This is a genomic window from Acinetobacter sp. SwsAc5, from assembly GCF_013391485.1.
Lineage (GTDB): Bacteria > Pseudomonadota > Gammaproteobacteria > Pseudomonadales > Moraxellaceae > Acinetobacter > Acinetobacter towneri.
In genome coordinates this window covers 1-24,017 of sequence record NZ_JACAXD010000016.1, presented here as the reverse complement: position 1 = coordinate 24,017, position 24,017 = coordinate 1, and the positions used below count along the sequence as shown (strand labels likewise).

At 42.0% G+C, this 24,017-nt stretch carries 26 protein-coding genes, 1 rRNA gene and 1 pseudogene; 18 read left to right on the top strand and 10 right to left on the bottom strand.

From position 1 onward, the window contains the following. Positions 1-30: 30 nt before the first annotated feature. Positions 31-951 carry a Dyp-type peroxidase gene (locus HYG89_RS10260; protein ID WP_178867366.1) on the bottom strand — a complete coding sequence of 307 codons (921 nt, stop codon included), beginning with the start codon at positions 949-951 and terminating at the stop codon, positions 31-33. A 159-nt stretch (positions 952-1,110) separates the two neighbouring features. Here HYG89_RS10260 and HYG89_RS10255 point away from each other — a divergent pair, with 159 nt between their 5' ends. Next, on the top strand, positions 1,111-1,731 hold the full coding sequence (locus HYG89_RS10255) for a LysE family transporter (protein ID WP_167845685.1): 621 nt from the start codon (positions 1,111-1,113) through the stop codon (positions 1,729-1,731). 122 nt (positions 1,732-1,853) lie between these two features. Continuing rightward, the gene (locus tag HYG89_RS10250) at positions 1,854-2,243 is read left to right on the top strand and encodes a hypothetical protein (RefSeq protein ID WP_178867365.1); all 390 of its coding nucleotides are present in this window, start codon (positions 1,854-1,856) and stop codon (positions 2,241-2,243) included. Here HYG89_RS10250 and znuB read toward each other — a convergent pair. Genes znuB through HYG89_RS10235 form a run of 3 tightly spaced genes read right to left on the bottom strand, consistent with a single transcriptional unit; the run spans position 2,240 to position 4,302 of the window. Next, positions 2,240-3,040, bottom strand: coding sequence for a zinc ABC transporter permease subunit ZnuB (gene znuB / locus HYG89_RS10245; RefSeq protein WP_167845687.1), 801 nt, complete (start codon positions 3,038-3,040; stop codon positions 2,240-2,242). The two genes, HYG89_RS10250 and znuB, sit on opposite strands and share 4 nt — an antisense overlap. Before the next feature lie 3 nt (positions 3,041-3,043). Further along, the gene (gene znuC, locus HYG89_RS10240) at positions 3,044-3,832 is read right to left on the bottom strand and encodes a zinc ABC transporter ATP-binding protein ZnuC (RefSeq protein ID WP_131261255.1); all 789 of its coding nucleotides are present in this window, start codon (positions 3,830-3,832) and stop codon (positions 3,044-3,046) included. Next, positions 3,808-4,302: a transcriptional repressor gene (locus HYG89_RS10235; RefSeq protein WP_004970151.1), complete on the bottom strand. Its 495-nt coding sequence runs from the start codon at positions 4,300-4,302 to the stop codon at positions 3,808-3,810. The genes znuC and HYG89_RS10235 overlap by 25 nt, the downstream gene beginning before the upstream one ends. Positions 4,303-4,437: 135 nt before the next feature. Here HYG89_RS10235 and HYG89_RS10230 point away from each other — a divergent pair, with 135 nt between their 5' ends. The 10 genes from HYG89_RS10230 (at position 4,438) to HYG89_RS10185 (ending at position 12,627) form a co-directional block, all read left to right on the top strand. Then, positions 4,438-5,277: a metal ABC transporter solute-binding protein, Zn/Mn family gene (locus HYG89_RS10230; protein WP_178867364.1), complete on the top strand. Its 840-nt coding sequence runs from the start codon at positions 4,438-4,440 to the stop codon at positions 5,275-5,277. 171 nt (positions 5,278-5,448) lie between these two features. After that, positions 5,449-5,847: an ATP synthase subunit I gene (locus HYG89_RS10225; RefSeq protein WP_004970147.1), complete on the top strand. Its 399-nt coding sequence runs from the start codon at positions 5,449-5,451 to the stop codon at positions 5,845-5,847. A 103-nt stretch (positions 5,848-5,950) separates the two neighbouring features. Further along, positions 5,951-6,826 (top strand): F0F1 ATP synthase subunit A, encoded by an 876-nt coding sequence (gene atpB, locus HYG89_RS10220; protein ID WP_004970145.1) that lies wholly within the window; start codon positions 5,951-5,953, stop codon positions 6,824-6,826. 85 nt (positions 6,827-6,911) lie between these two features. Beyond that, on the top strand, positions 6,912-7,157 hold the full coding sequence (atpE, locus tag HYG89_RS10215) for a F0F1 ATP synthase subunit C (protein WP_000424060.1): 246 nt from the start codon (positions 6,912-6,914) through the stop codon (positions 7,155-7,157). Between the two features lie 39 nt (positions 7,158-7,196). Then, positions 7,197-7,667: a F0F1 ATP synthase subunit B gene (locus HYG89_RS10210; protein WP_004970142.1), complete on the top strand. Its 471-nt coding sequence runs from the start codon at positions 7,197-7,199 to the stop codon at positions 7,665-7,667. A 14-nt stretch (positions 7,668-7,681) separates the two neighbouring features. Beyond that, positions 7,682-8,218, top strand: coding sequence for a F0F1 ATP synthase subunit delta (locus HYG89_RS10205; RefSeq protein ID WP_004970141.1), 537 nt, complete (start codon positions 7,682-7,684; stop codon positions 8,216-8,218). 40 nt (positions 8,219-8,258) lie between these two features. Next, positions 8,259-9,803 carry a F0F1 ATP synthase subunit alpha gene (gene atpA / locus HYG89_RS10200; RefSeq protein ID WP_019837172.1) on the top strand — a complete coding sequence of 515 codons (1,545 nt, stop codon included), beginning with the start codon at positions 8,259-8,261 and terminating at the stop codon, positions 9,801-9,803. Between the two features lie 83 nt (positions 9,804-9,886). Continuing rightward, the gene (gene atpG / locus HYG89_RS10195) at positions 9,887-10,756 is read left to right on the top strand and encodes a F0F1 ATP synthase subunit gamma (RefSeq protein WP_004970136.1); all 870 of its coding nucleotides are present in this window, start codon (positions 9,887-9,889) and stop codon (positions 10,754-10,756) included. Between the two features lie 29 nt (positions 10,757-10,785). Continuing rightward, positions 10,786-12,180 (top strand): F0F1 ATP synthase subunit beta, encoded by a 1,395-nt coding sequence (atpD, locus tag HYG89_RS10190; RefSeq protein WP_004970134.1) that lies wholly within the window; start codon positions 10,786-10,788, stop codon positions 12,178-12,180. Positions 12,181-12,207: 27 nt separating this feature from the next. Next, positions 12,208-12,627, top strand: a complete 420-nt coding sequence (locus HYG89_RS10185) for a F0F1 ATP synthase subunit epsilon (protein WP_004970132.1) — start codon at positions 12,208-12,210, stop codon at positions 12,625-12,627. Positions 12,628-12,706: 79 nt separating this feature from the next. Here the strand turns inward: HYG89_RS10185 and HYG89_RS10180 are convergent, their stop codons facing one another. Together HYG89_RS10180 and HYG89_RS10175 are read right to left on the bottom strand one after the other, a co-directional pair. Then, complete coding sequence (locus HYG89_RS10180; protein ID WP_178867363.1) at positions 12,707-13,297, bottom strand: hypothetical protein; 591 nt, start codon at positions 13,295-13,297, stop codon at positions 12,707-12,709. Positions 13,298-13,621: 324 nt separating this feature from the next. Next, positions 13,622-14,167 (bottom strand): glutathione peroxidase, encoded by a 546-nt coding sequence (locus HYG89_RS10175; protein ID WP_178867361.1) that lies wholly within the window; start codon positions 14,165-14,167, stop codon positions 13,622-13,624. Between the two features lie 285 nt (positions 14,168-14,452). Between HYG89_RS10175 and HYG89_RS10170 the strand changes: the two genes are divergently transcribed. Then, a complete protein-coding gene (locus tag HYG89_RS10170) occupies positions 14,453-15,361 on the top strand; it encodes a DMT family transporter (protein WP_096902732.1) in 909 nt (302 codons plus the stop codon). Between the two features lie 84 nt (positions 15,362-15,445). On the opposite strand, the gene HYG89_RS10165 is transcribed toward HYG89_RS10170, so the two are convergent. Continuing rightward, positions 15,446-15,739 (bottom strand): hypothetical protein, encoded by a 294-nt coding sequence (locus HYG89_RS10165; RefSeq protein WP_228258776.1) that lies wholly within the window; start codon positions 15,737-15,739, stop codon positions 15,446-15,448. A 131-nt stretch (positions 15,740-15,870) separates the two neighbouring features. On the opposite strand from HYG89_RS10165, the pseudogene HYG89_RS10160 reads away from it, so the two are divergent. After that, a pseudogene (locus tag HYG89_RS10160) lies at positions 15,871-16,928 on the top strand (RNA-guided endonuclease InsQ/TnpB family protein). A gap of 34 nt (positions 16,929-16,962) precedes the next feature. Here HYG89_RS10160 and HYG89_RS10155 read toward each other — a convergent pair. The 3 genes from HYG89_RS10155 to HYG89_RS10145 are packed head-to-tail and all read right to left on the bottom strand — an operon-like array spanning position 16,963 to position 19,979. Next, complete coding sequence (locus tag HYG89_RS10155) at positions 16,963-17,532, bottom strand: L-threonylcarbamoyladenylate synthase (RefSeq protein WP_178867359.1); 570 nt, start codon at positions 17,530-17,532, stop codon at positions 16,963-16,965. Positions 17,533-17,580: 48 nt separating this feature from the next. Further along, positions 17,581-18,804 (bottom strand): DNA-processing protein DprA, encoded by a 1,224-nt coding sequence (dprA, locus tag HYG89_RS10150; protein ID WP_004970117.1) that lies wholly within the window; start codon positions 18,802-18,804, stop codon positions 17,581-17,583. A gap of 17 nt (positions 18,805-18,821) precedes the next feature. Then, complete coding sequence (locus tag HYG89_RS10145; protein WP_070155503.1) at positions 18,822-19,979, bottom strand: LysM peptidoglycan-binding domain-containing protein; 1,158 nt, start codon at positions 19,977-19,979, stop codon at positions 18,822-18,824. Positions 19,980-20,098: 119 nt separating this feature from the next. Here HYG89_RS10145 and def point away from each other — a divergent pair, with 119 nt between their 5' ends. The 4 genes from def to HYG89_RS10125 form a co-directional block, all read left to right on the top strand. Next, the gene (def, locus tag HYG89_RS10140) at positions 20,099-20,629 is read left to right on the top strand and encodes a peptide deformylase (protein WP_178867357.1); all 531 of its coding nucleotides are present in this window, start codon (positions 20,099-20,101) and stop codon (positions 20,627-20,629) included. A 115-nt stretch (positions 20,630-20,744) separates the two neighbouring features. Further along, the gene (locus HYG89_RS10135; protein WP_026438527.1) at positions 20,745-21,179 is read left to right on the top strand and encodes a DUF2946 family protein; all 435 of its coding nucleotides are present in this window, start codon (positions 20,745-20,747) and stop codon (positions 21,177-21,179) included. Positions 21,180-21,242: 63 nt separating this feature from the next. Beyond that, the gene (locus HYG89_RS10130) at positions 21,243-23,315 is read left to right on the top strand and encodes a TonB-dependent copper receptor (RefSeq protein ID WP_178867356.1); all 2,073 of its coding nucleotides are present in this window, start codon (positions 21,243-21,245) and stop codon (positions 23,313-23,315) included. 589 nt (positions 23,316-23,904) lie between these two features. Further along, a 16S ribosomal RNA gene (locus HYG89_RS10125) occupies positions 23,905-24,017 on the top strand; the annotation flags it as partial.

Below are 24,017 nucleotides of genomic sequence, written 5' to 3'. Positions count from 1 at the left end.
CGCTTTGTAGCAACTTCATGATAGCTTTGATCAACCTTCCATCACTTCTTCTAACAACTCTTCACTTGGGGCAAAGTAATATGCACCGTCTAGAGCAGTCACAAAGTGCAGTAAACGGTCATGGATGCCATCACCAGACGTGCCAAACATACGCTCTAACATGGCATCAATAATGCTCAAATCTTTGGTGTAGGCAATAAAGAATAAGCCTTGATCACCCTGACCATCGCCATAAGGCAGCGAGTGACGCAAAATTTCCATCTCATCGCCTGCATCATCTTCAACCACAGTACGCGACACGTGCGAGTTCTCAGGTTGAACCTCGTCATCCAACTCAATAGATTCAAGTTTGGTACGACCAATCACGTGTTCCTGAGCATCGACTTTCAGCTTTTTCCATTTTTCTAAATCGTGGCAATAGCGCTGTGCAAAAATAAAAGAACCATCGGCAAACACGCCTGCATCTTCGCCTAAAAGTGCAACTTCGGCACGATCATCTGGAAATTGTGGATTTTCGGTACCATCAATAAAGCCCGTCATGTCGCGTCCATCAAAATAACGGAAACAGACCCGTTCATCCAAGACCTCAATTTTGTCTTGAATCCCCTCAAAGAATGCCTGACTGAGTGCAAAGCAAATATCCGCACGTGTACTGGCGAGGTGAATGATCACATCGGCAGGCACGACAGGCATTGGGTACGCACCTTGAATTGGTTGTAATTGTTTAAAACCCTCTGGAGATTGCTGATAGAGCTGTGCCCAAAGTTCAGGGCCAAAAGCAACGCCAGTTTTAATTTGGGCATGTGGATGTTGGGTAATCAAACGATCCCGTGTGCTAAACAAGTCAGCCAATTTTTCTTTTAACTCAGTAATGCTTAAGTCTTTTAAACGAAGTACAAGAAAGCGAGCATGATCTGAAGGTAGTGGCAAAATTACAGATTGGGCAGTCATGTATAGCTCCTGAAAATTTGTTGTTTTCTATAAAGTTGACTTTATTGTGCCTGATTGCATGCAGGCTTAATAGCCTGAACCCGATTTTATTCAACGTTTTTAGTCATGAGATTAAGTGAAATATCATATAATGCACTGTCTTGTGAAAAGCGGCGATATATGTCTTATCAAGTTTGGATTGCGTTTATGTTGGCCTGTTGGGTGATTAGTGTTTCACCTGGCGCGGGTGCAATAGCATCTATGTCGAGTGGTTTGAATTATGGTTTTCGACATGGGTATTGGAATGCGATTGGTCTACAACTCGCTTTATTATTGCAAATCGCGATTGTAGCCGCAGGGGCAGGGGTATTATTTGCGACAACACCTTGGGCATTTCTAATTGTGAAATGGTTTGGTGTGGCATATTTGTTATATCTGGCGTATTTGCAATGGGCAGCGCCTGCACAGTCGATTGAAATTCAGCATGAGCTGACGCGAAAATCTGCTGGAAAATTGGTGATGTACGGCTTTCTGGTCAATATGAGCAATCCCAAAGCAATTGTGTTTTTATTGGCAGTTTTACCGCAATTTTTAGATTTATCTAAACCGCAATGGGCGCAATATGCAATTATGGCGTTGACCATGATTAGTATTGATTTGATTGTTATGGCGGGCTATACGGGCTTGGCTGCTAAAGTTTTACGTTTGTTAAGATCACCGAAGCAGCAAAAAGTCATGAATCGTACTTTTGCTGCATTGTTTGCAGGCGCTGCTTTTTTGTTGAGTTTGGTGCATCAGTAATGCCTTCAATTAAACAAAAGTGTATGTTGTAATTATAAAAAAATAGATTGAGATATACGTTGAAAATAAAAGGTATTCCGCGAGCACGTTATTGGCAACATTGTTAGATTAGCATGTTGCTTTTGAGTTTTTCAACTTTAATTGCAATTGGATTAGCAATTCAGTTTTCAGTAGATCGCGTGTTTTGGCCAATTGCTTTGATGGCACATTTGAGTATCAATTTGATTTTTTCTTTTGTATTTGCCGCCTTGCAAACTTATTTTAAACATACGGTGTGGCAAAGTGTGGTGTTGATTAATATTACGGCTGTGTTGTTGATTGCCATTCATGCAATGTTTTATCTACAAACAATAGATTGGAATGCTGTTTCAGAAGGTCAGCAGCAATTGAGTCTTTTACAGCAAGTGATTCACAGTGATATGGCACTGTGGATAGTGTATATGCTGCCACTTTTAGTCGTAATGCTCATTGCTGCAATACAAAAATATAGATACTCATTAACGAAAAACTAAGCCATGGTTCTGACTTTTTGAACGCTAAAAATCACCGCAAAAATGATCGCCATAGTCATCACAATACTTAAACCTGTCGAAATATTTAAGCCCGCACTTGACCATAAACCTACGCTGACTGCAATTTGCGCCACAATAAATGCCCAAATCACCATTTGTTTAGGCGAGTGAGCCAATAAACGTGCGGTTAAAGCGGGAATCACCAACAATGCGCCCATCAATAAAGAACCGACTGCACGTAAAGCCAATACGGTAAATAATGCCAACAACAACATAAAAATCAGGCGTTGCCATTGGGCATTCACGCCTTCACTGACCGCAATATCAGGGTCAATTGCAATTTGAATTTGTGCCTGCCAAAATTTATACAGCACCGCTAAAGCAACAATAATCACTAGGGCAAATACAGGTAAATCTGCCCATGAAATCGTGAGTAAATCGCCAAATAAATAGCTCAGCAATTCAGGACGCAAACTTGGAATATGCTGAATAAAAAGCAAACCTGAACAGAGCAATGTTGCAGAGCAGAGCGCCAATAATGCATCATTTGGCAACCGTGGATCATGTAAAATCCACAAAACACCCACCAATAATAATGCCAAGAATGTCACGCCCATCCACAGAGGCAAACTCAACGCCCCTGCAATCGCCACCCCCAATAACGTACCATGTGCCATCGTGTCGGCAAAAAAGGACATGCGTCGCCACAGCATTAAACAGCCAAGTGGGGCGGTCAAAAATACCAATAAACTGCCCATGATCCATGCAGGTAACAGCAATTGTAGCCAATCCATCATGGGTTAAGCTTCCGGTTCAGGGTGAATATGAGGACGTGAATCATGCTGACAAGGCTCGGCATGATCGCCATGGGCGCAGTGTTCATGGTGATGTTGATAAAACACCCGATTGGTTCCAAAAATAGCTTGGTATTCAGGATGTTGCTGTACATTTTCGGGCAAACCGCTACAGCAAATGTGTTTATTTAAACATACCACACGATGCGTACCTTGCATGACCCATTGCAAATCATGCGACACCATCAACACCGCACAGCCATATTTGCTCGGTAAGTTGCGCACATAGTCATACAGTTCAGCTTCGGACTGAATATCTAGTCCTTGCATCGGCTCATCCAGTACTAAAACATCAGGTTGACGTAATAAGGCGCGTGCCAATAGCACCCGTTGCCGCTCACCACCAGACAGTTGTTGTACTTTTGAATCTTGCAGTTTGGCAATGCCAGTATCGCGGATAATTTCTGCTTTAATTGCGTCTGGGCATTTTTCTAAAGCCAGTAAATCTTTCACTCTTAAAGGCAAGCTGTGTGAAGGATTAAACTTTTGCGGCACATAAGAAAAGGTCAATTTGCGAGCATTTACGAGCTTGCCTGCATTTGGTTTGACAATGCCAAGCAAGACTTTAATTAGAGTCGATTTTCCTGCGCCATTGGGGCCAATTAGCGTGACAATTTCACGTGCATGTAATTCAAAATCGACATTTTTTAAAATATCGCGCTCATCTATTCGCACCTGAATATTGTGCAAGGCGATGAGCGGTGCAGTGGTTATTTGCTGTTGCACTGCTGACATTTTCCAGAAATCTCAATAATGCTGTGATGCGGGCTAAAGCGGTCAGAGGCTGCCAACTGATCGAGTTGCTCTAATAAACCTTGCGCTGAAGCTTCTTTAACGACTTTACATTCAGTACAGATCAAAAAAGCCGCTTGGTGTCCTTCACGTGGATGACAGCAAGGAATATATGCATTGATTGAAGTCAAACGGTGAATTAGTCCTTTTTCCAGTAAAAAATCCAAAGTACGGTACACCGTTGGCGGTGCTGCAGGACGATCAGACTCACTTTTAATTTTCGCCAATAAATCATAAGCACCCATTGGTGCAGATGCCTTGAGAATGAGTTCCAACACTTCTTTACGTAGCGGTGTTAAACGAGCACCTGTTGCCGCACATAAACTTTCAGCTTCGGCAAGACGTTGATCGACATTGTGATGGTCGTGAACGCCATGTAATGCATTGTGATGCTCGTGCGAACATAAGCTCATAGCCACCCCAGTTGAACTTTAAAAGAAAAACGACAGTAAATCTTAGCATGAAGCGTTATTAGTTTCGATTATACGTAGGTATTTTTATAAATTTGTTATATTATAACATTTGTCGATTTTTCGTGATATGTCGCAATGTTTCGTTTATTTAGTTTCTGTCTTTTAGCGTTATGCAGTACTGTCAGCATGGCGCAGGCTTTGGTGGTGTCTACCCATCCTATCTATTTGATTGCCCAAAAAGTCACGCAAAATATCGAAACACCCACGTTATTACTGGCAGATCAAACAGGGCATGATGTATCGCTCACGCCTGCACATCGAAAAATCATCCAAGATGCGGATTTAATTATTTGGCTAGGTAAGGCGCATGAAGCACCGCTAGAACGTGTATTACATCAAAATCCTAAAGCGATTGCTTTATTAGATACGGGCATTATGAAAACTTTGCCGCAGCGTTCAGAACGTGGTGCAGCATTAAAAAATACAGTAGACAGCCATGTCTGGCTAGACCCAAACAATGCGGTGCGTATCGGCTTCTTTATTGCCGCGTTACGTTCTCAGCAAATGCCTGAACATCGCGATGCTTATTGGAACAACGCACGTTCCTTCGCACAGAGTTTATTCAAAAGTGCAAGTCAGTTTCAGACTCAAACAGCAGTACAGCCATATTGGGCTTATCACGATGCCTATCAATATTTAGAACGTGCCTTAAATTTAGAATTTTCTGGGTCGATGACCAATGATCCGCATATTGCGCCAACAGTCGCACAAATTAAATATTTGAACGATCACCGACCAAATCCAAAAATGTGCCTACTTGCAGAAGGACATGCCAGTAAAAATCAGTATATGAAATTGAATCCAATTGTGTTTCAAAAGGTCGATGAAAGCATGCGCGGTGCAGATGATTTTGTGCAAGCGTGGCAGCAATTAGCCAAGCAAACCAAGGCTTGTGTATTAAATGCACGAAAATGATGCGTTTTTTAAGCAAAATTGAAATATGACAATTCCGAGACAAACATGCAAAAAAACACGACTAAGGTCGGGAAACGATTGCATGTTCAGGGGGCTAACTCTATAATGCCTGCGATAAAAAACGATCATCAGTTGAACTTGTCAAGCATTAATGCTGTGAGTGGATAAAAAATGAGCCGAACTAGTCGCTTGATTGACCGACGATTAGCTAAAGCTTTGGTCTTCTTACAAGCATTCATGATTCCAGTTTCAGCCCTGATAGCGTGGGTCTTGAAAGACTCAACGGCTGCCTTAAGCGCTGCACTTGGTGCTAGTGTTTGTTGGTTGGCAAGTTGTTATTTTTCATGGCAGTCGTTTCGAGCAGCAGGTGCACGAGCGTCCAGACAGGTTCTTTCGAACATGTATAGAGGAATGCTCGGTAAGTTTGCAATCGTGATCGTAGGATTCATTTTAATTTTAAGCAATGTACAGCCGTTATCCCCGGTGGCATTGTTTTGTGGTTTTATGCTCGTTCAAAGCATGTCGTGGGTTGCGCCATTTTGGGTGTCACGATTACAAAAACGAGTCTAAACGCAGCAAAAATTGAAAAGTTTTTCAGGAATAGGCGAGATATCAAGCAGCACGCGATGTTCGTTTGTTCTATTAGTTTTTTTACATTGACCAGGTGTGATTTATGGCTGCTGAAGAACATGCCCTTACTTCGACCGAGTATATCAAGCATCACTTGACCAATATGACCTATGGCAAAATGCCAGACGGTTCATGGAAGTTGGCTGAGTCTGCTGAAGAAGCTCAACAGATGGGGTTCACTGCTATTCACTTGGATTCAATGGGTTGGTCTATCGGACTTGGTCTGATCTTCTGTTTATTGTTCTGGATTGTTGCGAAAGCTGCAAATTCAGGCGTGCCTGGTAAATTCCAGTCAGTAATTGAAGTGATTATCGAGTTTGTGGATTCAAGTGTACGTGATACCTTCCATGGGAAGTCTCGATTAATTGCACCCTTAGCATTAACCATTTTCGTGTGGATTTTCCTCATGAACTTGATGGATTTAATCCCTGTTGACTTTATTCCTTATGTAGCTCAACAGGCGATTGCATCTATGCTGGGTGTGGACCCTCATCAGGTTTACTTTAAAATTGTTCCGACTACAGATCCAAACATTACCTTAGGTATGTCTATTTCTGTATTCTTCTTAATTATTTTCTATAGTATTCGTGAGAAAGGTGTTGGCGGCTTCGTTGGTGAGTTGGCACTTAACCCATTCAACCCAAGTAATCCAGTTGCTAAAGTGCTTTTAATTCCATTCAACTTATTGTTGGAATTGACTACTTTCTTGGCGCGACCAGTTTCATTGGCTCTACGACTGTTCGGTAACATGTATGCGGGAGAGTTAATCTTCATTCTTATCGCGTTATTACCGTTCTGGATCCAGTGGGCATTGTCTGTGCCTTGGGCGATTTTCCACATTTTGATTATTACGCTACAAGCATTCATTTTCATGATGTTGACTATCGTGTACATGAGCATGGCAAGCGAAAAGCATTAATGGTATGGCCTAACTGTCATCGGGCGGTTGGGCACACAATTTTTTAACTTAATTTGGTATAAAACCTAACCTCTGAGGAATTATCATGGAACTCACTTTAGGTCTAGTTGCAATTGCATCTGCTATCTTGATCGCTTTCGGTGCTTTAGGTACTGCGATTGGTTTTGGTCTTTTAGGCGGTCGCTTCCTTGAAGCTGTTGCTCGTCAACCAGAATTGGCTCCACAACTTCAAACTCGTATGTTCTTAATCGCAGGTCTTCTTGATGCTGTGCCTATGATCGGTGTTGGTATTGGCTTGTTCTTCATCTTCGCTAATCCATTTGTAGGTTAATCAGCTTAATTCCGAAATTCACTATTTGAGGAATTTGCAATGAATATCAACCTCACATTGTTTGGCCAAGCGATTGCATTTGCGATTTTCGTCGCATTCTGCATGAAGTTTGTATGGCCACCACTAATCAATGCGATTAGTGAGCGTCAGCGTCGTATTGCTGACGGCTTAAATGCAGCTGAGAAAGCCAAAGCTGATCTTGCCGATGCGCAAGCTCAAGTGAAAGCTGAATTAGATGCAGCTAAAGCACAAGCGGCTCAATTGATCGAACAAGCGAATCGTCGTGCAGCACAATTGGTAGAAGAAGCGCGTACCCAAGCATCTGCTGAAGGTGAGCGTATTCGTCAACAAGCGAAAGAAGCTGTTGATACAGAAATCAATTCTGCTCGCGAAGAATTACGTCAACAAGTAGCTGCGCTTGCAGTAACTGGTGCAGAGAAAATTCTTAGCCAGCAAGTTGACGCAGAAGCTCACAATGCCATGCTGACTCAGCTGGCTGCTAAACTTTAAGAGAGAGGCAGATTATGGCTGAACTCTTGACGTTGGCACGCCCATACGCTAAAGCAGCATTTGCTTACGCTTCTGAGCAAGGTGCAACTGACAATTGGTCAACAGCACTTAACTTGCTCAGTGCTGCGGTGCAAGACGAAGCATTTTCAGCTTACTTAAATCGCCCTGAGCTTACGCCTGCTGAGCAGGTGAGTATTTTTGCCAAAGTTTTAGGTGAAGACCAAACTGCAGCAGTGTCAAACTTTTTGACATTGCTTGCTGAAAACAACCGTTTGGCTTTGCTTCCTGAAATTCAAGCAGAATACGAACAGCTCAAATCACAGAATAACAATACTGTGGATGTTGTGATTGAATCAGCATTCCCATTGACTTCTGTACAAGAACAAATTCTTGCTCAAGCGTTAGAAAAACGTTTCGCTGCGGCAGTAAATGTTTCTGTAGAAGTGAACCCAGCGTTAATTGCGGGTGTGGTTATTCGTGCAGGCGACCAAGTGATAGATGATTCTGCGCTTAACAAGCTTGAAAAAATGCGGACACGTCTTTTAGCTTAATTGCGAAGACTGAACTAATAAAAGATTGAGGTATAGCGCAATGCAACAACTGAATCCATCCGAGATCAGTGCGCTCATTAAACAGCGTATCGGCGATCTGGACACCAGCGCGACCGCTAAAAACGAAGGTACCATTGTTATGGTATCCGACGGTATTGTGCGCATTCACGGCCTTGCTGATGCAATGTACGGTGAAATGATCGAATTCGACGGCGGCTTATTTGGTATGGCACTGAACCTAGAACAGGATTCAGTGGGCGTCGTTGTTTTAGGTAACTACTTAAGCCTTCAAGAAGGTCAAAAAGCACGTTGCACAGGTCGTGTATTAGAAGTTCCGGTTGGTCCAGAACTTTTAGGCCGTGTAGTAGATGCTTTGGGTAACCCAATTGATGGTAAAGGCCCTATTGATGCAAAATTAACTGATGCTGTAGAAAAAGTAGCACCAGGCGTAATTTGGCGTCAATCAGTGGATCAACCTGTTCAAACTGGTTATAAATCAGTTGATACCATGATCCCTGTAGGCCGTGGTCAACGTGAGTTGATCATTGGTGACCGTCAAACTGGTAAAACAGCAATGGCGATCGATGCGATCATCGCTCAGAAAAACTCTGGCATTAAGTGTGTATACGTAGCAATTGGTCAAAAACAATCGACTATCGCAAACGTAGTACGCAAGCTAGAAGAAACTGGCGCTATGGCGTATACAACTGTTGTTGCAGCAGCAGCGGCAGATCCAGCAGCAATGTTGTATCTTGCTCCGTACTCTGGCTGTACAATGGGTGAATACTTCCGTGACCGTGGTGAAGACGCGCTTATCATTTATGATGACTTGTCTAAGCAAGCTGTTGCGTATCGTCAAATTTCATTGCTTTTACGTCGTCCACCAGGTCGTGAAGCGTATCCAGGTGACGTGTTCTATCTACACTCGCGTCTACTTGAGCGTGCTTCTCGTGTATCTGCTGACTATGTTGAGAAATTCACTAACGGTGAAGTTAAAGGTCAAACTGGTTCTTTAACTGCATTGCCGATTATTGAAACTCAAGCAGGTGACGTATCTGCATTCGTACCAACCAACGTAATTTCGATTACAGATGGTCAGATCTTCTTAGAAACATCATTATTCAACGCAGGTATCCGTCCTGCTGTGAACGCGGGTATTTCTGTATCGCGTGTTGGTGGTTCTGCTCAAACTAAGATCATCAAAAAATTGTCTGGTGGTATCCGTACCGCTTTGGCGCAATACCGTGAATTGGCAGCGTTTGCTCAGTTCGCTTCTGACCTTGACGAAGCAACTCGTAAGCAACTTGAACATGGTCAACGTGTAACTGAGTTAATGAAGCAGAAACAATATGCGCCATACTCAATTGCTGACCAAGCTGTTTCAGTTTATGCATCTAACGAAGGCTATATGGCTGACGTAGAAGTGAAGAAAATCGTAGACTTTGATGCTGCGTTAATCTCTTACTTCCGTTCAGAACATGCTGCGTTAATGCAACAAATCGATGAAACTGGTGATTTTAACAAAGACATCGAAGCTGCAATCAAAGCAGGTATTGAAAGCTTTAAAGCGACTCAAACTTACTAATTTAGCATTGGCTAGTTAGGGGTTTGGTTCACGGAATCAACCTTCGGAAGCCTGAAAGGGCTTTCGAATACTAGGTTAAGCGTATGGCAAATTTAAAAGAAATTCGCGCCAAAGTTGCTAGTATCAAGAGCACGCAAAAGATTACTCGCGCGATGCAAATGGTTGCTGCTTCTAAGATGCGTCGTGCGCAAGAGCGCATGGCTCAAGGCCGTCCGTATGCCGAAAATATGCACCGTGTAATTGCTCATTTGGTACAGGCGAACCCTGAATACAAACACCGTTATATGATTGAACGCCCTGTAAAACGCGTTGGTTATATCATCGTGTCTTCAGATCGTGGTTTGGCAGGTGGCTTGAACATTAACTTGTTCAAGAAAGTTGTAAAGCATGTACAGCAACAACAAGAGCAGTCAATTGAAGTTCAGTTTGCTTTAATTGGTCAAAAAGCGGTTTCGTTTTTTAAAAACTACGGCGGTAAAGTGCTTGGTGCAACTACAAACGTAGGTGACGCGCCAAGTCTTGAACAGTTATCTGGTTCTGTGCAAGTGATGTTAGATGCGTACGATAAAGGCGAGTTAGATCGCATTTACCTCGTGTCAAACGGCTTTGTCAATGCCATGACTCAAGATCAGAAAATCGAACAACTTGTTCCTTTAGCATCTGCTGAAGAAAACAAGACTCTTAACCGTCAATACGGTTGGGATTATATCTATGAACCAGAAGCTGAAGAGCTGTTAAATGGTTTATTGGTTCGTTACATCGAGTCTATGGTTTATCAAGGTGTGATTGAAAACATCGCATGTGAACAGTCTGCGCGTATGGTTGCAATGAAAGCTGCAACAGATAACGCAGGTGAACTGATCAAGAGCCTACAACTTATTTATAACAAGCTGCGTCAAGCCGCGATTACTCAGGAAATTTCTGAAATCGTTGGTGGTGCCGCTGCCGTTTAACATTATTAGTTTGAATTGAGGAGACAGCAATGAGTGGCGGTCGTATCATTCAGATCATCGGCGCGGTTATCGACGTCGAGTTTGAACGCAACAGCGTTCCTAAGATCTATGACGCTCTCCAAGTTGACGGTACTGAAACTACATTAGAAGTTCAGCAACAACTTGGTGATGGCGTAGTTCGTACTATTGCAATGGGTTCTACTGAAGGCCTTAAGCGTGGTTTGAACGTAACTAACACTAACGCGCCAATCTCTGTACCAGTAGGTACAGCGACACTTGGTCGTATCATGGACGTTCTTGGTCGCCCTATCGACGAAGCTGGTCCAGTTGCAACTGAAGAGCGTTTACCAATTCACCGTCAAGCGCCTTCTTATGCAGAACAAGCGGCTTCTACTGACCTTTTAGAAACTGGTATTAAAGTCATTGACTTACTTTGCCCGTTCGCGAAAGGTGGTAAAGTTGGTCTGTTCGGTGGTGCGGGTGTTGGTAAAACCGTAAATATGATGGAGTTGATCAACAACATCGCTAAAGCGCACTCAGGTTTATCTGTATTCGCTGGTGTTGGTGAGCGTACTCGTGAAGGTAACGACTTCTATCACGAAATGAAAGACTCTAACGTTCTTGACAAAGTAGCAATGGTCTACGGTCAGATGAACGAGCCGCCTGGTAACCGTTTACGCGTAGCGTTAACTGGTTTGACTATGGCTGAGTACTTCCGTGATCAAAAAGATGAGAACGGTAAAGGTCGTGACGTATTATTGTTCGTAGACAACATCTACCGTTATACACTAGCAGGTACTGAAGTATCAGCACTTCTAGGTCGTATGCCATCTGCAGTAGGTTATCAGCCTACACTTGCAGAAGAGATGGGTGTTCTTCAAGAACGTATTACTTCAACTAAGTCTGGTTCGATTACATCTATTCAAGCTGTATACGTACCTGCCGATGACTTGACTGACCCATCACCTGCTACAACGTTCGCGCACTTAGACGCAACTGTAGTATTGAGCCGTGATATTGCATCTCAAGGTATTTACCCTGCGATCGATCCACTAGACTCAACTTCACGTCAGTTAGATCCATTAGTTGTTGGTACTGAGCATTACGAAATTGCTCGTTCAGTTCAAAACGTTCTTCAACGTTATAAAGAATTGAAAGACATTATCGCAATTCTTGGTATGGACGAATTGTCAGAAGAAGACAAACTTACTGTATACCGTGCACGTAAGATCCAACGTTTCTTCTCTCAACCGTTCCACGTAGCTGAAGTATTTACTGGCGCGCCTGGTAAACTTGTACCGCTTAAAGATACAATTCGTGGCTTTAAAGGTCTTCTAGCTGGTGAATACGATCATATCCCAGAACAAGCGTTCTATATGGTTGGTGGTATTGACGAAGTGATTGCTAAAGCCGAGAAACTTTAATTAGCAGCTCTAATTTAGGAGATTCTCATGGCGACTATGCAATGTGATGTTGTAAGTGTAAAAGAGTCTTTGTACTCTGGCACTGTGACTATGCTAATTGCAAAAGGTGCTGGCGGTGAACTCGGTATTATGCCGGGTCACGCACCACTGGTAACTTTGCTTCAGCCGGGTGCAATCCGCGTTCTGCTGGAAAATGGTACAGAAGAATTAATCTATGTATCTGGTGGCGTTCTAGAAGTTCAACCGCATGTTGTTACGATTCTTGCAGATACTGCAGTTCGTGCAGAAAACTTAGATGAAGCGGCAATTATTGAAGCGCGTAAACACGCTGAACAATTGTTGGCAAATCAAAAGAGCGATTTGGACTCTGCTGCTGCTTTGGCTGCTTTGGCAGAAACTGCTGCACAGTTGGAAACCATCCGCAAAATCAAAAACCGCGCACTTTAATTGTCGGTTTAAGATTGAAAGAAGCCACTCGAAAGAGTGGCTTTTTTTATACTGTTTATAATTGAAGTCTTATCTTTGCTTAGGATGCCATATTGGTGGTATCAGTAGGTTGATTCGATTCGCCCTGTAAAATCATCCCCGCCAGCTTTAGCATTTCAGCTTGAATACTCCCCATTTGCTGTTCCAGTTTTTTAAAGTCCACTTTGCTTAAATCGATTTGTCCATTTAAAAATGGTGAAGCCAAAACTTGCTGATTGGCAGCCAATAAGTTTTGACGGATGGTATCAATTTCCTGTGTTTTTAAGTCTAGGCTGCTTAGTGTTTGATTGAAGCCTTGTAACTGCTGTTGTATTTGAGTCGCTGCAATTTGTAATTGTTGTGGATCTTGCGCATCTACAGCGGTTTGCAATTCAGACTTGGTTTGATTCAGTTGTTCGACATATTGACCTGCTTTGAGCTGTAGATCAGCCACATCGCGCACAATATAGAACATATTGCCACTGCTTAATGGAGCGTTGGTTGGGTTTGTATTGCTGTTGGATGATGCGCTGGAATCATCTTGATTAGTTGTTTGCGTTTGCGGCGTGTTCATTTGATCACAGGCGCTGAGTAGCAAGGCAGAACTCAATAGTGCAAACGGAAGTAGTGTCTTCGAAGATACATTTTTCATATTCATGTGATTTTTGGTACTCATTGAGAATGAATATAAAACGAAAATATGAATAAAAAACAGATTGTTGCAAAGCAATAACAAATCTTAATTTTTTTGTCTAAATCAAAAAAAATAGGAGTTTTAAAGAAACTCCTATGAATTACACTTCTTTCATAAAAGAAAAATGATCATAAGTAATGCGTCGAATTGATATTGATAGTCCCTTCTCTTGCGCCATATATGGCTCAGGATGAGGAATATATTCCGCAAGAGGATGAGGGAGCTGAATTATTGATTTAAAGAGAATTTATGAAAGAACTCTTTAACTTGCTGAATAAAAAATTATTTAGCCAATTCAGCCACAATCGCTTCTACAATGCGCGGGTCATCTGCGGTTAAATCTGGGGCAAAACGCGCCACCACTTCACCTTGTTTATTCACCAAAAACTTTTCAAAGTTCCACAATACTTCAGGTGGTTCATTTGGGGTTAAGCCGTAATCAACCAAATCTTTCCACCATGGGCCTTCACCAATACGTTCAGGAATTGCTTGCGTTAAAGCCGTGTAGAGAGGATGTTTTTCTGCACCCACGACTGGAATTTTAGCAAACAATGGAAAACTCACCTGATAATTCAGTGAGCAAAATTCCTGAATTTCTGTATCGCTGCCCGGTTCTTGTGCCAAGAAATCATTCGATGGAAAGGCTAAAATTTCTAAGCCTTGTGCCTGTTTTGCTGCGTAGAGTTGCTGTAAGCCTTCGTATTGCGGGGTTAAGCCACATTTTGATGCCACGTTCACGATCAACAACACTTTTCCTGCATATTGATTTAATGTGGTTTCCGTACCCTGATTGGTTTTTACTGCAATGTCATAAACTGAAGTGCGCATAGTTGCTTCCTAGAATCTGTATTTTACCGCTGCTGTTGTAACTGTAATTTTTGGGTACAGCAAGTTTTATAGCAAAGAAATTTACGACACTGATGGAATCCCGCATAGCCGTGATATTGCGCAGAAAAATGTAATTCGTATCTGCATTTTATTTTATTGATGGATAAATCGAGCGAAAAGTGCCATAAATAGACACTGGGTTTTTAGCACTTTGCATCACAAGTCAGTTATAGAAAAGGGTTTCACAGCAGGTATGCTGTTTGGTACAACAAGGATGATGAATACATGATACGGTCAGATAAAGGCGTATTTTGGGCAATTTTATTGCCATTGATTGCGGTATTGATTTGGTCTTTAAATATTGCAGTAACGAGGTATGTGGCGGAGTATATTTCACCCGTCAGTATCAGTTTTTATCGCTGGTTGATTGCTTTTCTGATTTTAACCCCGTGGATATTGCCCAAAGTTTGGCAGCAGCGTGAGTTGATTCGTCCACATTTGAAACAGTTGGCAGTGCTTAGTGCTTTTGGTTTGGTGCTGTATCAAGGTCTAAGCTATACCGCAGCCAATTACACCACTGCAACCAATATGGGCATTATTAATGCGTTTATTCCCATGTTTACGGTTTTGGTTTCATTGCTGATCTTAAAAGACATTCCGACACGATTTGCGGTTTTGGGCTGCATTATTTCATTTTCGGGTTTGTTGTATGTGATTGCACAAGGAGATTTGCGTCAACTCAGTCAGCTGACAGGACATGCGGGCGATATGCTCATGGTTTTGGCGGTATTTTTTTACGCCTTTTATGGGGTGTTTTTAAAGAAATGGAATTTAAAATTGCCGCTCATGCTGAGTCTTTATGTGCAAATTATATTCGCCTTACTTTACCATCTGCCATTTATTTTGTGGTTCGGCTTGGATCATTTAAATAGCCAAAATGGTTTAAGTGTACTGTATGCAGGTATATTTCCTTCAATTATTGCACCTTTGGTATGGATGTTGGCCGTTCAATATTTAGGGCCAAATCGCACCAGTATTTTTATGAATTTGATGCCTGTTTTCACGGCTATCATTGCATATTTTTGGTTGGCAGAAGTGTGGGGGAGTTATCACAGTATCGGTGGATTGATTATTTTAACGGGTATTGTGTTGGCACAAATGAAAGCACGCGTACACATTCAAGCAAAAAGTTGAGTTTAATTGGTGTTTTTTTGATCACATAAAGGTGTATTTAAAATGCCTTTTATTCAAAATTTATACAGTATTGAGTGTTATGAGTTATGACAGTTTTTTTAATTTTTCTAAAATAATTGTAAAAATAGTAAGATAATTTAAATTGTTAAGAAAAAAAGATGAATCTTTCATTGAATATTTGTCTTGGATTAATAGGAAAAATCTATTTGTATAGTCGACTAAATTACTCCATAATTCACGTACTGAAAATGATCCACAGTATTCAATAATCAGTGAAATATCATTTGCAGCAAGATTTTCAAACCCTCTGGATGTGCTTTTATACACATCCTTTTTATGCTCAACCATCCCTATATGGTTGAGCTTTTTTTTATCCACTGGAGCGTAAAACCTCGTGGTTCAGCACGAGGATATAAGCGACTGGAGTAAACCATATGAACGACACGAAATGTCGTTTTAAATACTTGTACTATAGTCACTATTAAGAAAAATACTGTTAAAATAATTGGATGAAGACACTCAAATTACGCATAAAAGACAAACATTGCAAGGTGCTAAATCAGTTAGCATCCGAAGTAAATTTTGTCTGGAATTATGTCAATGATTTGTGTTTTAAGCATCTACAACGTAAACAACAATTCTTTTCAGCATACGACCTTGCAAAATACACGAAAGGCACATCGAAAGAATGCAACTTGCACAGTCAAACTATTCAGGCAGTGACAGAAGAATTGGTCACAAGACGCAAGCAGTTCAAAAAAGCAAAACTAAAATGGCATGTCAGTAATAAAAAATCAGCTATACGTTCACTGGGTTGGATACCGTTTAAAAAGGTTGCAATCAAATATGCTGATGGCTATGTTGAATATGGCAAGCATCAATTTAAACTATGGGATAGTTACGGATTAAGTCAATACAATATCAAAACAGGCACATTCGTAGAAGATAGTCGTGGACGTTGGTATGTTTGTCTTGTAGTTGATGCAGTCAAAATAGAAAAAACAACGCTAAAACCTCAATTGGCATAGATTTAGGTTTAAAAGATTTAGCGACTTGTTCAGATGGCGTAAAACTTAAAGCACCTCAAATCTATCGGCAATATGAACAAAAACTTGGTATTGCTCAACGTGCAAAAAATAAGAAACGTGTCAAAGCCATCCATGCCAAGATTAAAAATGTAAGACAAAACATGCTGCATCAATTCAGCCGAAAACTGGTGAATGAACATGCAGCCATCTTCGTTGGCAATGTGAATGCCAAAGCATTAGCACAAACCAGATTGGCTAAATCAGTGCTAGATGCCAGTTGGACAACACTAAGAACCATGCTCAAGTATAAATGCGAGAACGCAGGGGTATGTTATGAAGAAGTCAATGAAGCCTATACCACCCAAATTTGTTCGTGCTGTGGCTCACGCTCCAGTAGTCCGGAAGGTAGAGCAGGACTTGGAATAAGAGAATGGCAGTGTGTGGAGTGCGGTACGCTCCATGATCGGGATGTAAATTCCGCACTGAATATTCTTGCGCTCGGACATGAGCGTCTAGCAGTAGGAATCTCCGTCCTTTAGGTCGGGGAGGATGTCAACTAAAATTTGTCTAAAGCTAGGCGCGAATCACTGCCCCACTCTCTGCATCTAAAATACGGCTAGGTTGCTGACTTAAACCCAAATCACCATTTAAGTAGTGCAATTGTTGTTGAAAATATTGCGTTGTCTCTTGCAAAGAGTGTGCAGGGACAAGTCCCGCAGGATTGGCACTAGTCGATACAATAAAGCCATCAAAGGCATGGCATAACGCCATACATAAAGGATGATTGGTTACGCGCACCGCCACTTTGGGGTGTTGACCTGTAATCCACTCTGGAATAGCAGATGTGCTGGGTAATAGCCATGTGGTCGCTCGATCTGTGGGATGAGTATTCGTCCATGATGCAATCACGCGGTCTCGCATTTCGGGGTTTAAATCCTGCAGTAAATGCTCCACTTGTGATAGATGTCCTGCCAGTAAAATCACACCTTTTTCAATCGGACGCTGTTTTAGACGTAAAATTTCCAAAAATGCCTGTTGATTATAAGGATCACAACCTAGACCCCACACTGCCTCTGTAGGATAGGCCAGTACCTGTCCTTGTTGTAGACATGCAGCGGCTTCGGTGACAGAAGTTGTAATCATGGGAGTTTTACCTAAACAGAAACGTGAAATAGGCGCTTATTGTGAACCTTATTTGAGTGGACGACAACGCAGATATAAACCTGATTGTTGTAAACAGAAGCCCATGAGTTCCAGTTCCATTAATGCGCTGGTGAGTGTGGCAATATCTAAATTCAGTTGCTGTGCCAAGTGATCGATGCTTTGTCCGACCCAATCCAGTTGTTGATACAGTGCCAATAAATGCTCGGGAATATGCGGTGTACTTGTATCTGCTGTTTTTGTTGTGGTGGTTTGAAGTATTGCTTCAGTCGGTGGTGTAGATAATTTTGCTTTTGTTGAAGCTGCTGTAGTCTGATTTTGGCTTGATGCTATTTGGTTTTGTTGATATTGCCATTGGGTGGGTAGGGCTAAATCTTCAATCACTTGTTCAGGATGATCCACTAAAATTGCACCTTCACGAATCAATTGGTGGCAACCTTGATGAAATTCACTGTAAATATGTCCTGGAATGGCAAAAATTAATTTGCCTTGCTCTGCTGCCAGTTTCGCAGTAATCAGCGAGCCACTATTTAAACTGGCTTCAGCAACAATCACGCCTAAACTTAGTCCACTGACAATACGGTTACGTCGTGGAAAATGTTGCTGTAAGGGCTTAGTCTGTGGTAAAAACTCCGTAATCACGGCACCACCAGATTCTACAATTTTTTGGCGCAGGCTGTGATGTGCACTTGGATAAGTGCTGTCCAAACCTGTGCCCATGACTGCAATGGTACGTTGATGTTGCAAAGCACCTTGATGTGCGGCTTCATCAATACCTTGTGCCAAACCACTATTGATAAAGAACCCTTGTTCACTTAAATAATAAGCAAAATCATAAGCCACTTGCCGACCATGCGGGCTGGCTTTGCGACTGCCGACAATCGCAATTTGCGCTTGCAACAAAGCCTGTGCATTGCCTTGCCCAAATAAAATGGGTGGCTTGTTGGAATAGGGTCGTAACTGATTGGGATAGTCCGCATCGTCCAAAGTTAGAATAAAATCGCACTGCTGTTGCAGTTGATTCAGACATTGTTCAAAGGCGAGTTGCCCTGTTGGGCTGAGATATTCTTTGGCGCGTTGTAGATGGTTGGCATGAATGCGCACATCTGACCATGTGAGGAGGTGTTCGGGCTGCACTGCGGCAGCCACGGAACCATAATGTTGTACGAGTTTGGAAAAACTAGACAGTGAATGTTGAACCAAATACCACAACAAAATGTAGTTGATTTGCTGTGGGCTGAATGAATTCAACATCACCATCTTAAACCGTTTTAGTCGTCCATTCGTGGTGCTTGTAAGCTCGCACCGACTTTAATTGGTAATTCACTGTCTAAAACATAGGCATAGCTAATGTGGTCAAAGCTCTTGAAGACCATGATATTGCCAATACGTTCGCCTGGAAGCTGAACACGTTCTTTGGTTTTCGGGTCGGTGACCACTTCGCCTTTTTGCGCTACGCTAAACACATGACCAGATTGCACGCCATGTAATGTACCGCGATCAATTGCCACAACACTGTGTTTTGCTGCAGTACCAATCGAACCCATCACACGTAGCACTTGACCACCTGTGCTGACATTTTCAGCATGCGTTGGGTAGAACAAGGTTGGCAGCATTGGGTCATAAATTGGTAAGACGCGATCACCACGACGCACTTCGGCATTGTAGGTATCGGTCAATTCAAGTGTGGTGATGTCATTTTCACCACGTACTGCAATACCTGCAGCAACTTGAGTGAGTTCAATGCCTGCATTGAATTTTTGACCATTGGCATCGGTCAGCATGTACGGTTCGCCTTCACGATATACACCGTAGCGTTGACCTACTTCCAGACCTGCACCACGTGCATACACACTTTGACCTTTAGCAGCTAAAACACGTTGATCAGAAGTACCTAAAATATATGGTGTGCCTTGTAACGCATCTGCGGCAATAATGCTGCTGCGCTCTAACCAGTGTTTGATGTAGTCAAGTGGAATCACAGGAATGGTATTATTTAAAGACTCCACGCGAATTTGCGGCTGTAAATTGGTGCTCTTGCCTGCATAACGACGAATAATGCCTTCACAGCCATCGCCTTCATCTTTACCAATAATAGGGCGACCTTCGTAGGTACACATCAACAAACGGTCACCTGGGAAAATCCAGTGTGGATTTTTTACGTGACGGTTACTTGCCCAAATTTCAGGCCAACGTAATGGATTGTTCAGGAATTTTTTGGAAATATCCCATAAGGTATCGCCTTTTTTTACCACATACACATTTGGTGCGCTGGCTTTTAAGGCAGGCGGATTGATGTTTCGTGCAGGTGCTGCTTCAGCCACACTGATCGCACCAAGTCCCACTGTGAGACATACTGCGAGTGCTAAAACTTGCTTTTTAAACCCCAAGACACGAAAAGAGGATGTGTCTGTCAAAACCTTTTTCATTATCATAATTCCTAAAATTATGTATGTAGTTGCGTTATAATAACGATCTTACACACATTTTTTTGATGAAGCATTCCTTCATTCGGTTTTTTGATCAATGGCATAAGTGAGGATGTCCCATGGCCTTATTACCTATTTTAAGTTTCCCGGATCCCCGTTTGCGTACCATTGCCAAACCCGTCGAAGAAGTCACCGACGAGATTCGTCAGCTTGCTGCAGATATGTTTGAAACGATGTATGCCGCACCCGGAATTGGTCTGGCTGCAACGCAGGTCGATCATCATATTCAGCTGATTGTCATGGATTTATCTGAAAATAAAGATCAACCCATGGTCTTCATTAACCCCAAAGTTATCGCATTGACTGAAGAGACCCAACCGTATGAAGAAGGGTGTTTGTCAGTGCCTCAAATATACGACAAAGTTGAGCGTCCGTCACGTGTAAAAATTGAAGCGATTAACCTTGAGGGCCAATCCTTTGCGCTAGAAGCGGATGAACTTCTCGCTGTTTGTATCCAACATGAAATGGATCACTTAAATGGCAAATTATTTGTCGATTATTTATCGCCGCTCAAGCGTCAGCGTGCCCGTGAAAAAGTCGAAAAAGTAGTGCGCCAGCGTCAGAAAGAAAAAGTCGCGGTCAAGCGTTAAGACGTAGAACAATCAAGAAGACTAGACGCGCAAGTTTAGACCAAAGCCTAAAAATCAGCCCAATTTCGATTGGGCTTTGTTATACTTGTGCCACACAAATTCAGGATAGATGTTTTTGTTGTTGCGTAGTGGTTTACTGCTTTCATTTATCGCAGTTTTTTTACAGATTGCTGTTTTTTTACAGCCTTTGCTGCCTGAGCAATATCAAGTTGCGCCAGTCTGTGAAACCATCACGCGTGCACTTTTGTTGCCACAAGCCCACGCCGTGCATACAAATTCTTCGCATGCTGCACATTCATCTACATCGCAAGCTGATGATCAACAACTGACTGCACAGCATGGACATCATCATCACGATGCTTCACATCAATGTCAGTATTGTACGGTCTATGGCAACTTGGTCTTGCCACCTGAATTAGAGCTTAAAGAAGTACTTGATCGCATTCAGGTGCGTCTTTTGGCTTTCCAAAAACGCTTTCAACATGTTTGGTTTGCACTTCAGCAACTCTTTTTACTTCCGCAAGGACGTGCTCCACCTCACTTTGCATAAATTCAATGTTTTTCGGGTCTGCTTTGACCCTAACTGTATTTATGTTTTGAAGTGAGAAATAAAATGGCTCAGCCTAAATTTTTATTACAGCCCATTGCGGCTGCAGTTTGTGTTGCCTGCTATTCAGCAAGTGCGTTTGCCGATCAAAGTATGCTGTCTGCAAATACGCATAGCCTTGCGCCTATTGTTGCAACCGCACAACAGGGCAATGATGCCAATGGTCTGGTGGTACGTGCCAATCCTAAACAACCCATTCAGCCTATTCCTGCTACAGATGGTGCAGATTATTTACAAAGCATTGTCGGTTTTAGTGCAGTGAACAGTGGCGCGGGTACCAATGGTGATGTGACCTTCCGTGGCATGTTTGGTTCGCGTATTAAAATTTTAACCGATGGTTCTGAAAACTTGGGCGCATGTCCTAGCCGTATGGACTCGCCAACCTCTTATATTTCACCAGAAAGTTTTGATGAAATTACCGTGATTAAAGGCCCGCAAACGGTGCAATATGCCAACACGGGTTCGGCAGCAACGGTGTTGTTTGAGCGTAAGCCTGAACAATTTGGTGAAGGTCAAAACTATCGTGGACAAGCCAGTGTTTTGATGGGTTCATTTGGTCGTTTGGATCATAATATTGAAGCAGCAGCGGGCGATGCGCAGAAATACATTCGTTTAAACGCCAACCGTTCTGTGGCAGACAGCTATAAAGATGGCAATGGTACAACTGTTCCTTCAGATTGGGAGCGTTGGAATGCCGATGTGGCTTTAGGTTGGACACCCGATGAAAATACTTGGCTTGAGCTGACAGGTGGTCGTGGTGATGCCGAAGTGGTTTATGCAGGCCGCATGATGGATGGTTCTGAATTTGACCGCGAAAGTTTGGGTTTACGTGTAGAAAAGAAAAATATCACCGATGTGATTAAGAAAATTGAAGCACAGGTGAGCTATAGTTTTAATGATCATGTGATGGACAATTATAGTCTGCGTAAAGTGGGAATGGCAGAACACCACATGACTAAAGAACTTGTGGAAGCTAAATCTGCCATGAATGTGACTCGCCGTACTTTAAATGCGCGTATGGCGGTGACACATGAGTGGGATAAATTGCAGTTTATTACAGGTATTGATAGTCAACAGAATAAGCATGGTAAAGGCATGTATTCAGCCACAATGCCGAAAATGAATTTCCCTGTAACAACCGATATGGAATTTCAATCCTATGGTGGTTTTGGTGAGCTGAGTTATGAACTGAATGATCATAATAAGTTGGTTACAGGTATACGTGTTGATCAGATCGAAGTAGACGCAGTACAAACGGCTCAACAACGTAAAGAAACCTTGCCAAGTGGTTTTATTCGTTTGGAAAATCAACATCCACACCATGATGCTAAAACTTATGTCGGTTTGGGTTATGTAGAGCGTATGCCTGATTATTGGGAATTGTTTAGTCCTCTGTCGGGTAACGGAAATAAAAATACGTTTAATCACATTAATACTGAAAAAACCCTTCAATTGGACTTTGGCTATCAACATGAACATGGTGCATTCAGCTCTTGGGCATCGGCTTATGCAGGTTTAATTAATGATTATATTTTGACGAATTACAAACTGAGAGATGAAAAAAAGCCTCAGAGTAAAGAAAATCCTTTAGAGGCGCATACTCGAAATGTGGATGCAACGATTGCAGGTGCAGAAGTTGGTATAGGTTATCAATTTACTGATGCCTTACAGGCAGATGTGAGTGCTATGTATGCGTGGGGTGAAAACACCACAAACAATACGCCGTTACCACAAATTTCACCTTTGGAAGGACGTTTAAACCTGCGCTATGTTCAGGATAAATATACTTTAGGTGCATTATTACGTGTAGTAGATGGTCAAAGTCGTATCAGTGAACGTGAAGGTAATATCGTAGGTTATGATGTGAAAGAGAGTAGTGGTTTTGGCATACTATCTTTAAACGGCAGCTATAACCTAAATAAAAGTGTTGATGTGTCTGTGGGCATTGATAACGTACTAGATAAAACTTATACCGAGCATTTAAACAAAATGGGTAATGCAGGTTTGGGTTTTGCTGCAAATGAGCAATTTAACAATATTGGTCGTAACTATTGGGCGCGTATTAGTATGAAGTTCTAATTTGAACTTTATTTAAACCAAAAGCAGGGCTTCGGCTCTGCTTTTTGCTTTTGCATAAAAATAATTACATATAAAACATTGAGTTACGTTTCATGGCTGGGTTTTAAAGAATTAAGAGGATTTTTCTTAAAATAAATTTACAATATAAAACAATGGTTTATGTATTTTTGGGTTTATAAAATAAACACCCGATATATTTCTTTTGCAAAAAGTGTTGCAAGGCGAAATATTTCACCTATAATGCACATCCATCGGCGGTGATGCGGATTAAAACTTCTGATAAAACAATGACTTGATTGAAAATGATTGAGTTGGGTTTTAGAAAGAAAGTTTAAAATAATTTAAATTACCTGTTGACACTTTAGAAATAAAGCGTAATATAGCCGACCTAGCTTGATGCTGACGAAGCATCGAGAAGATCATTAAGAGATTATGAAGAACAACTTGTGTGGATTTTTACTGATTGATTGATCGAACATATTTCATTGATTGATTGGTTTAAATTACTCGAAGTTTATTTGAGCGAAATTTAAGTCAGAAAATTGATGAGCCAGATTTGGAAGTTTAGATTAAAGCTTCAAAATGATTTTAACTGAAGAGTTTGATCATGGCTCAGATTGAACGCTGGCGGCAGGCTTAACACATGCAAGTCGAGCGGGCGAGGTTGCTTCGGTAACTGAGCTAGCGGCGGACGGGTGAGTA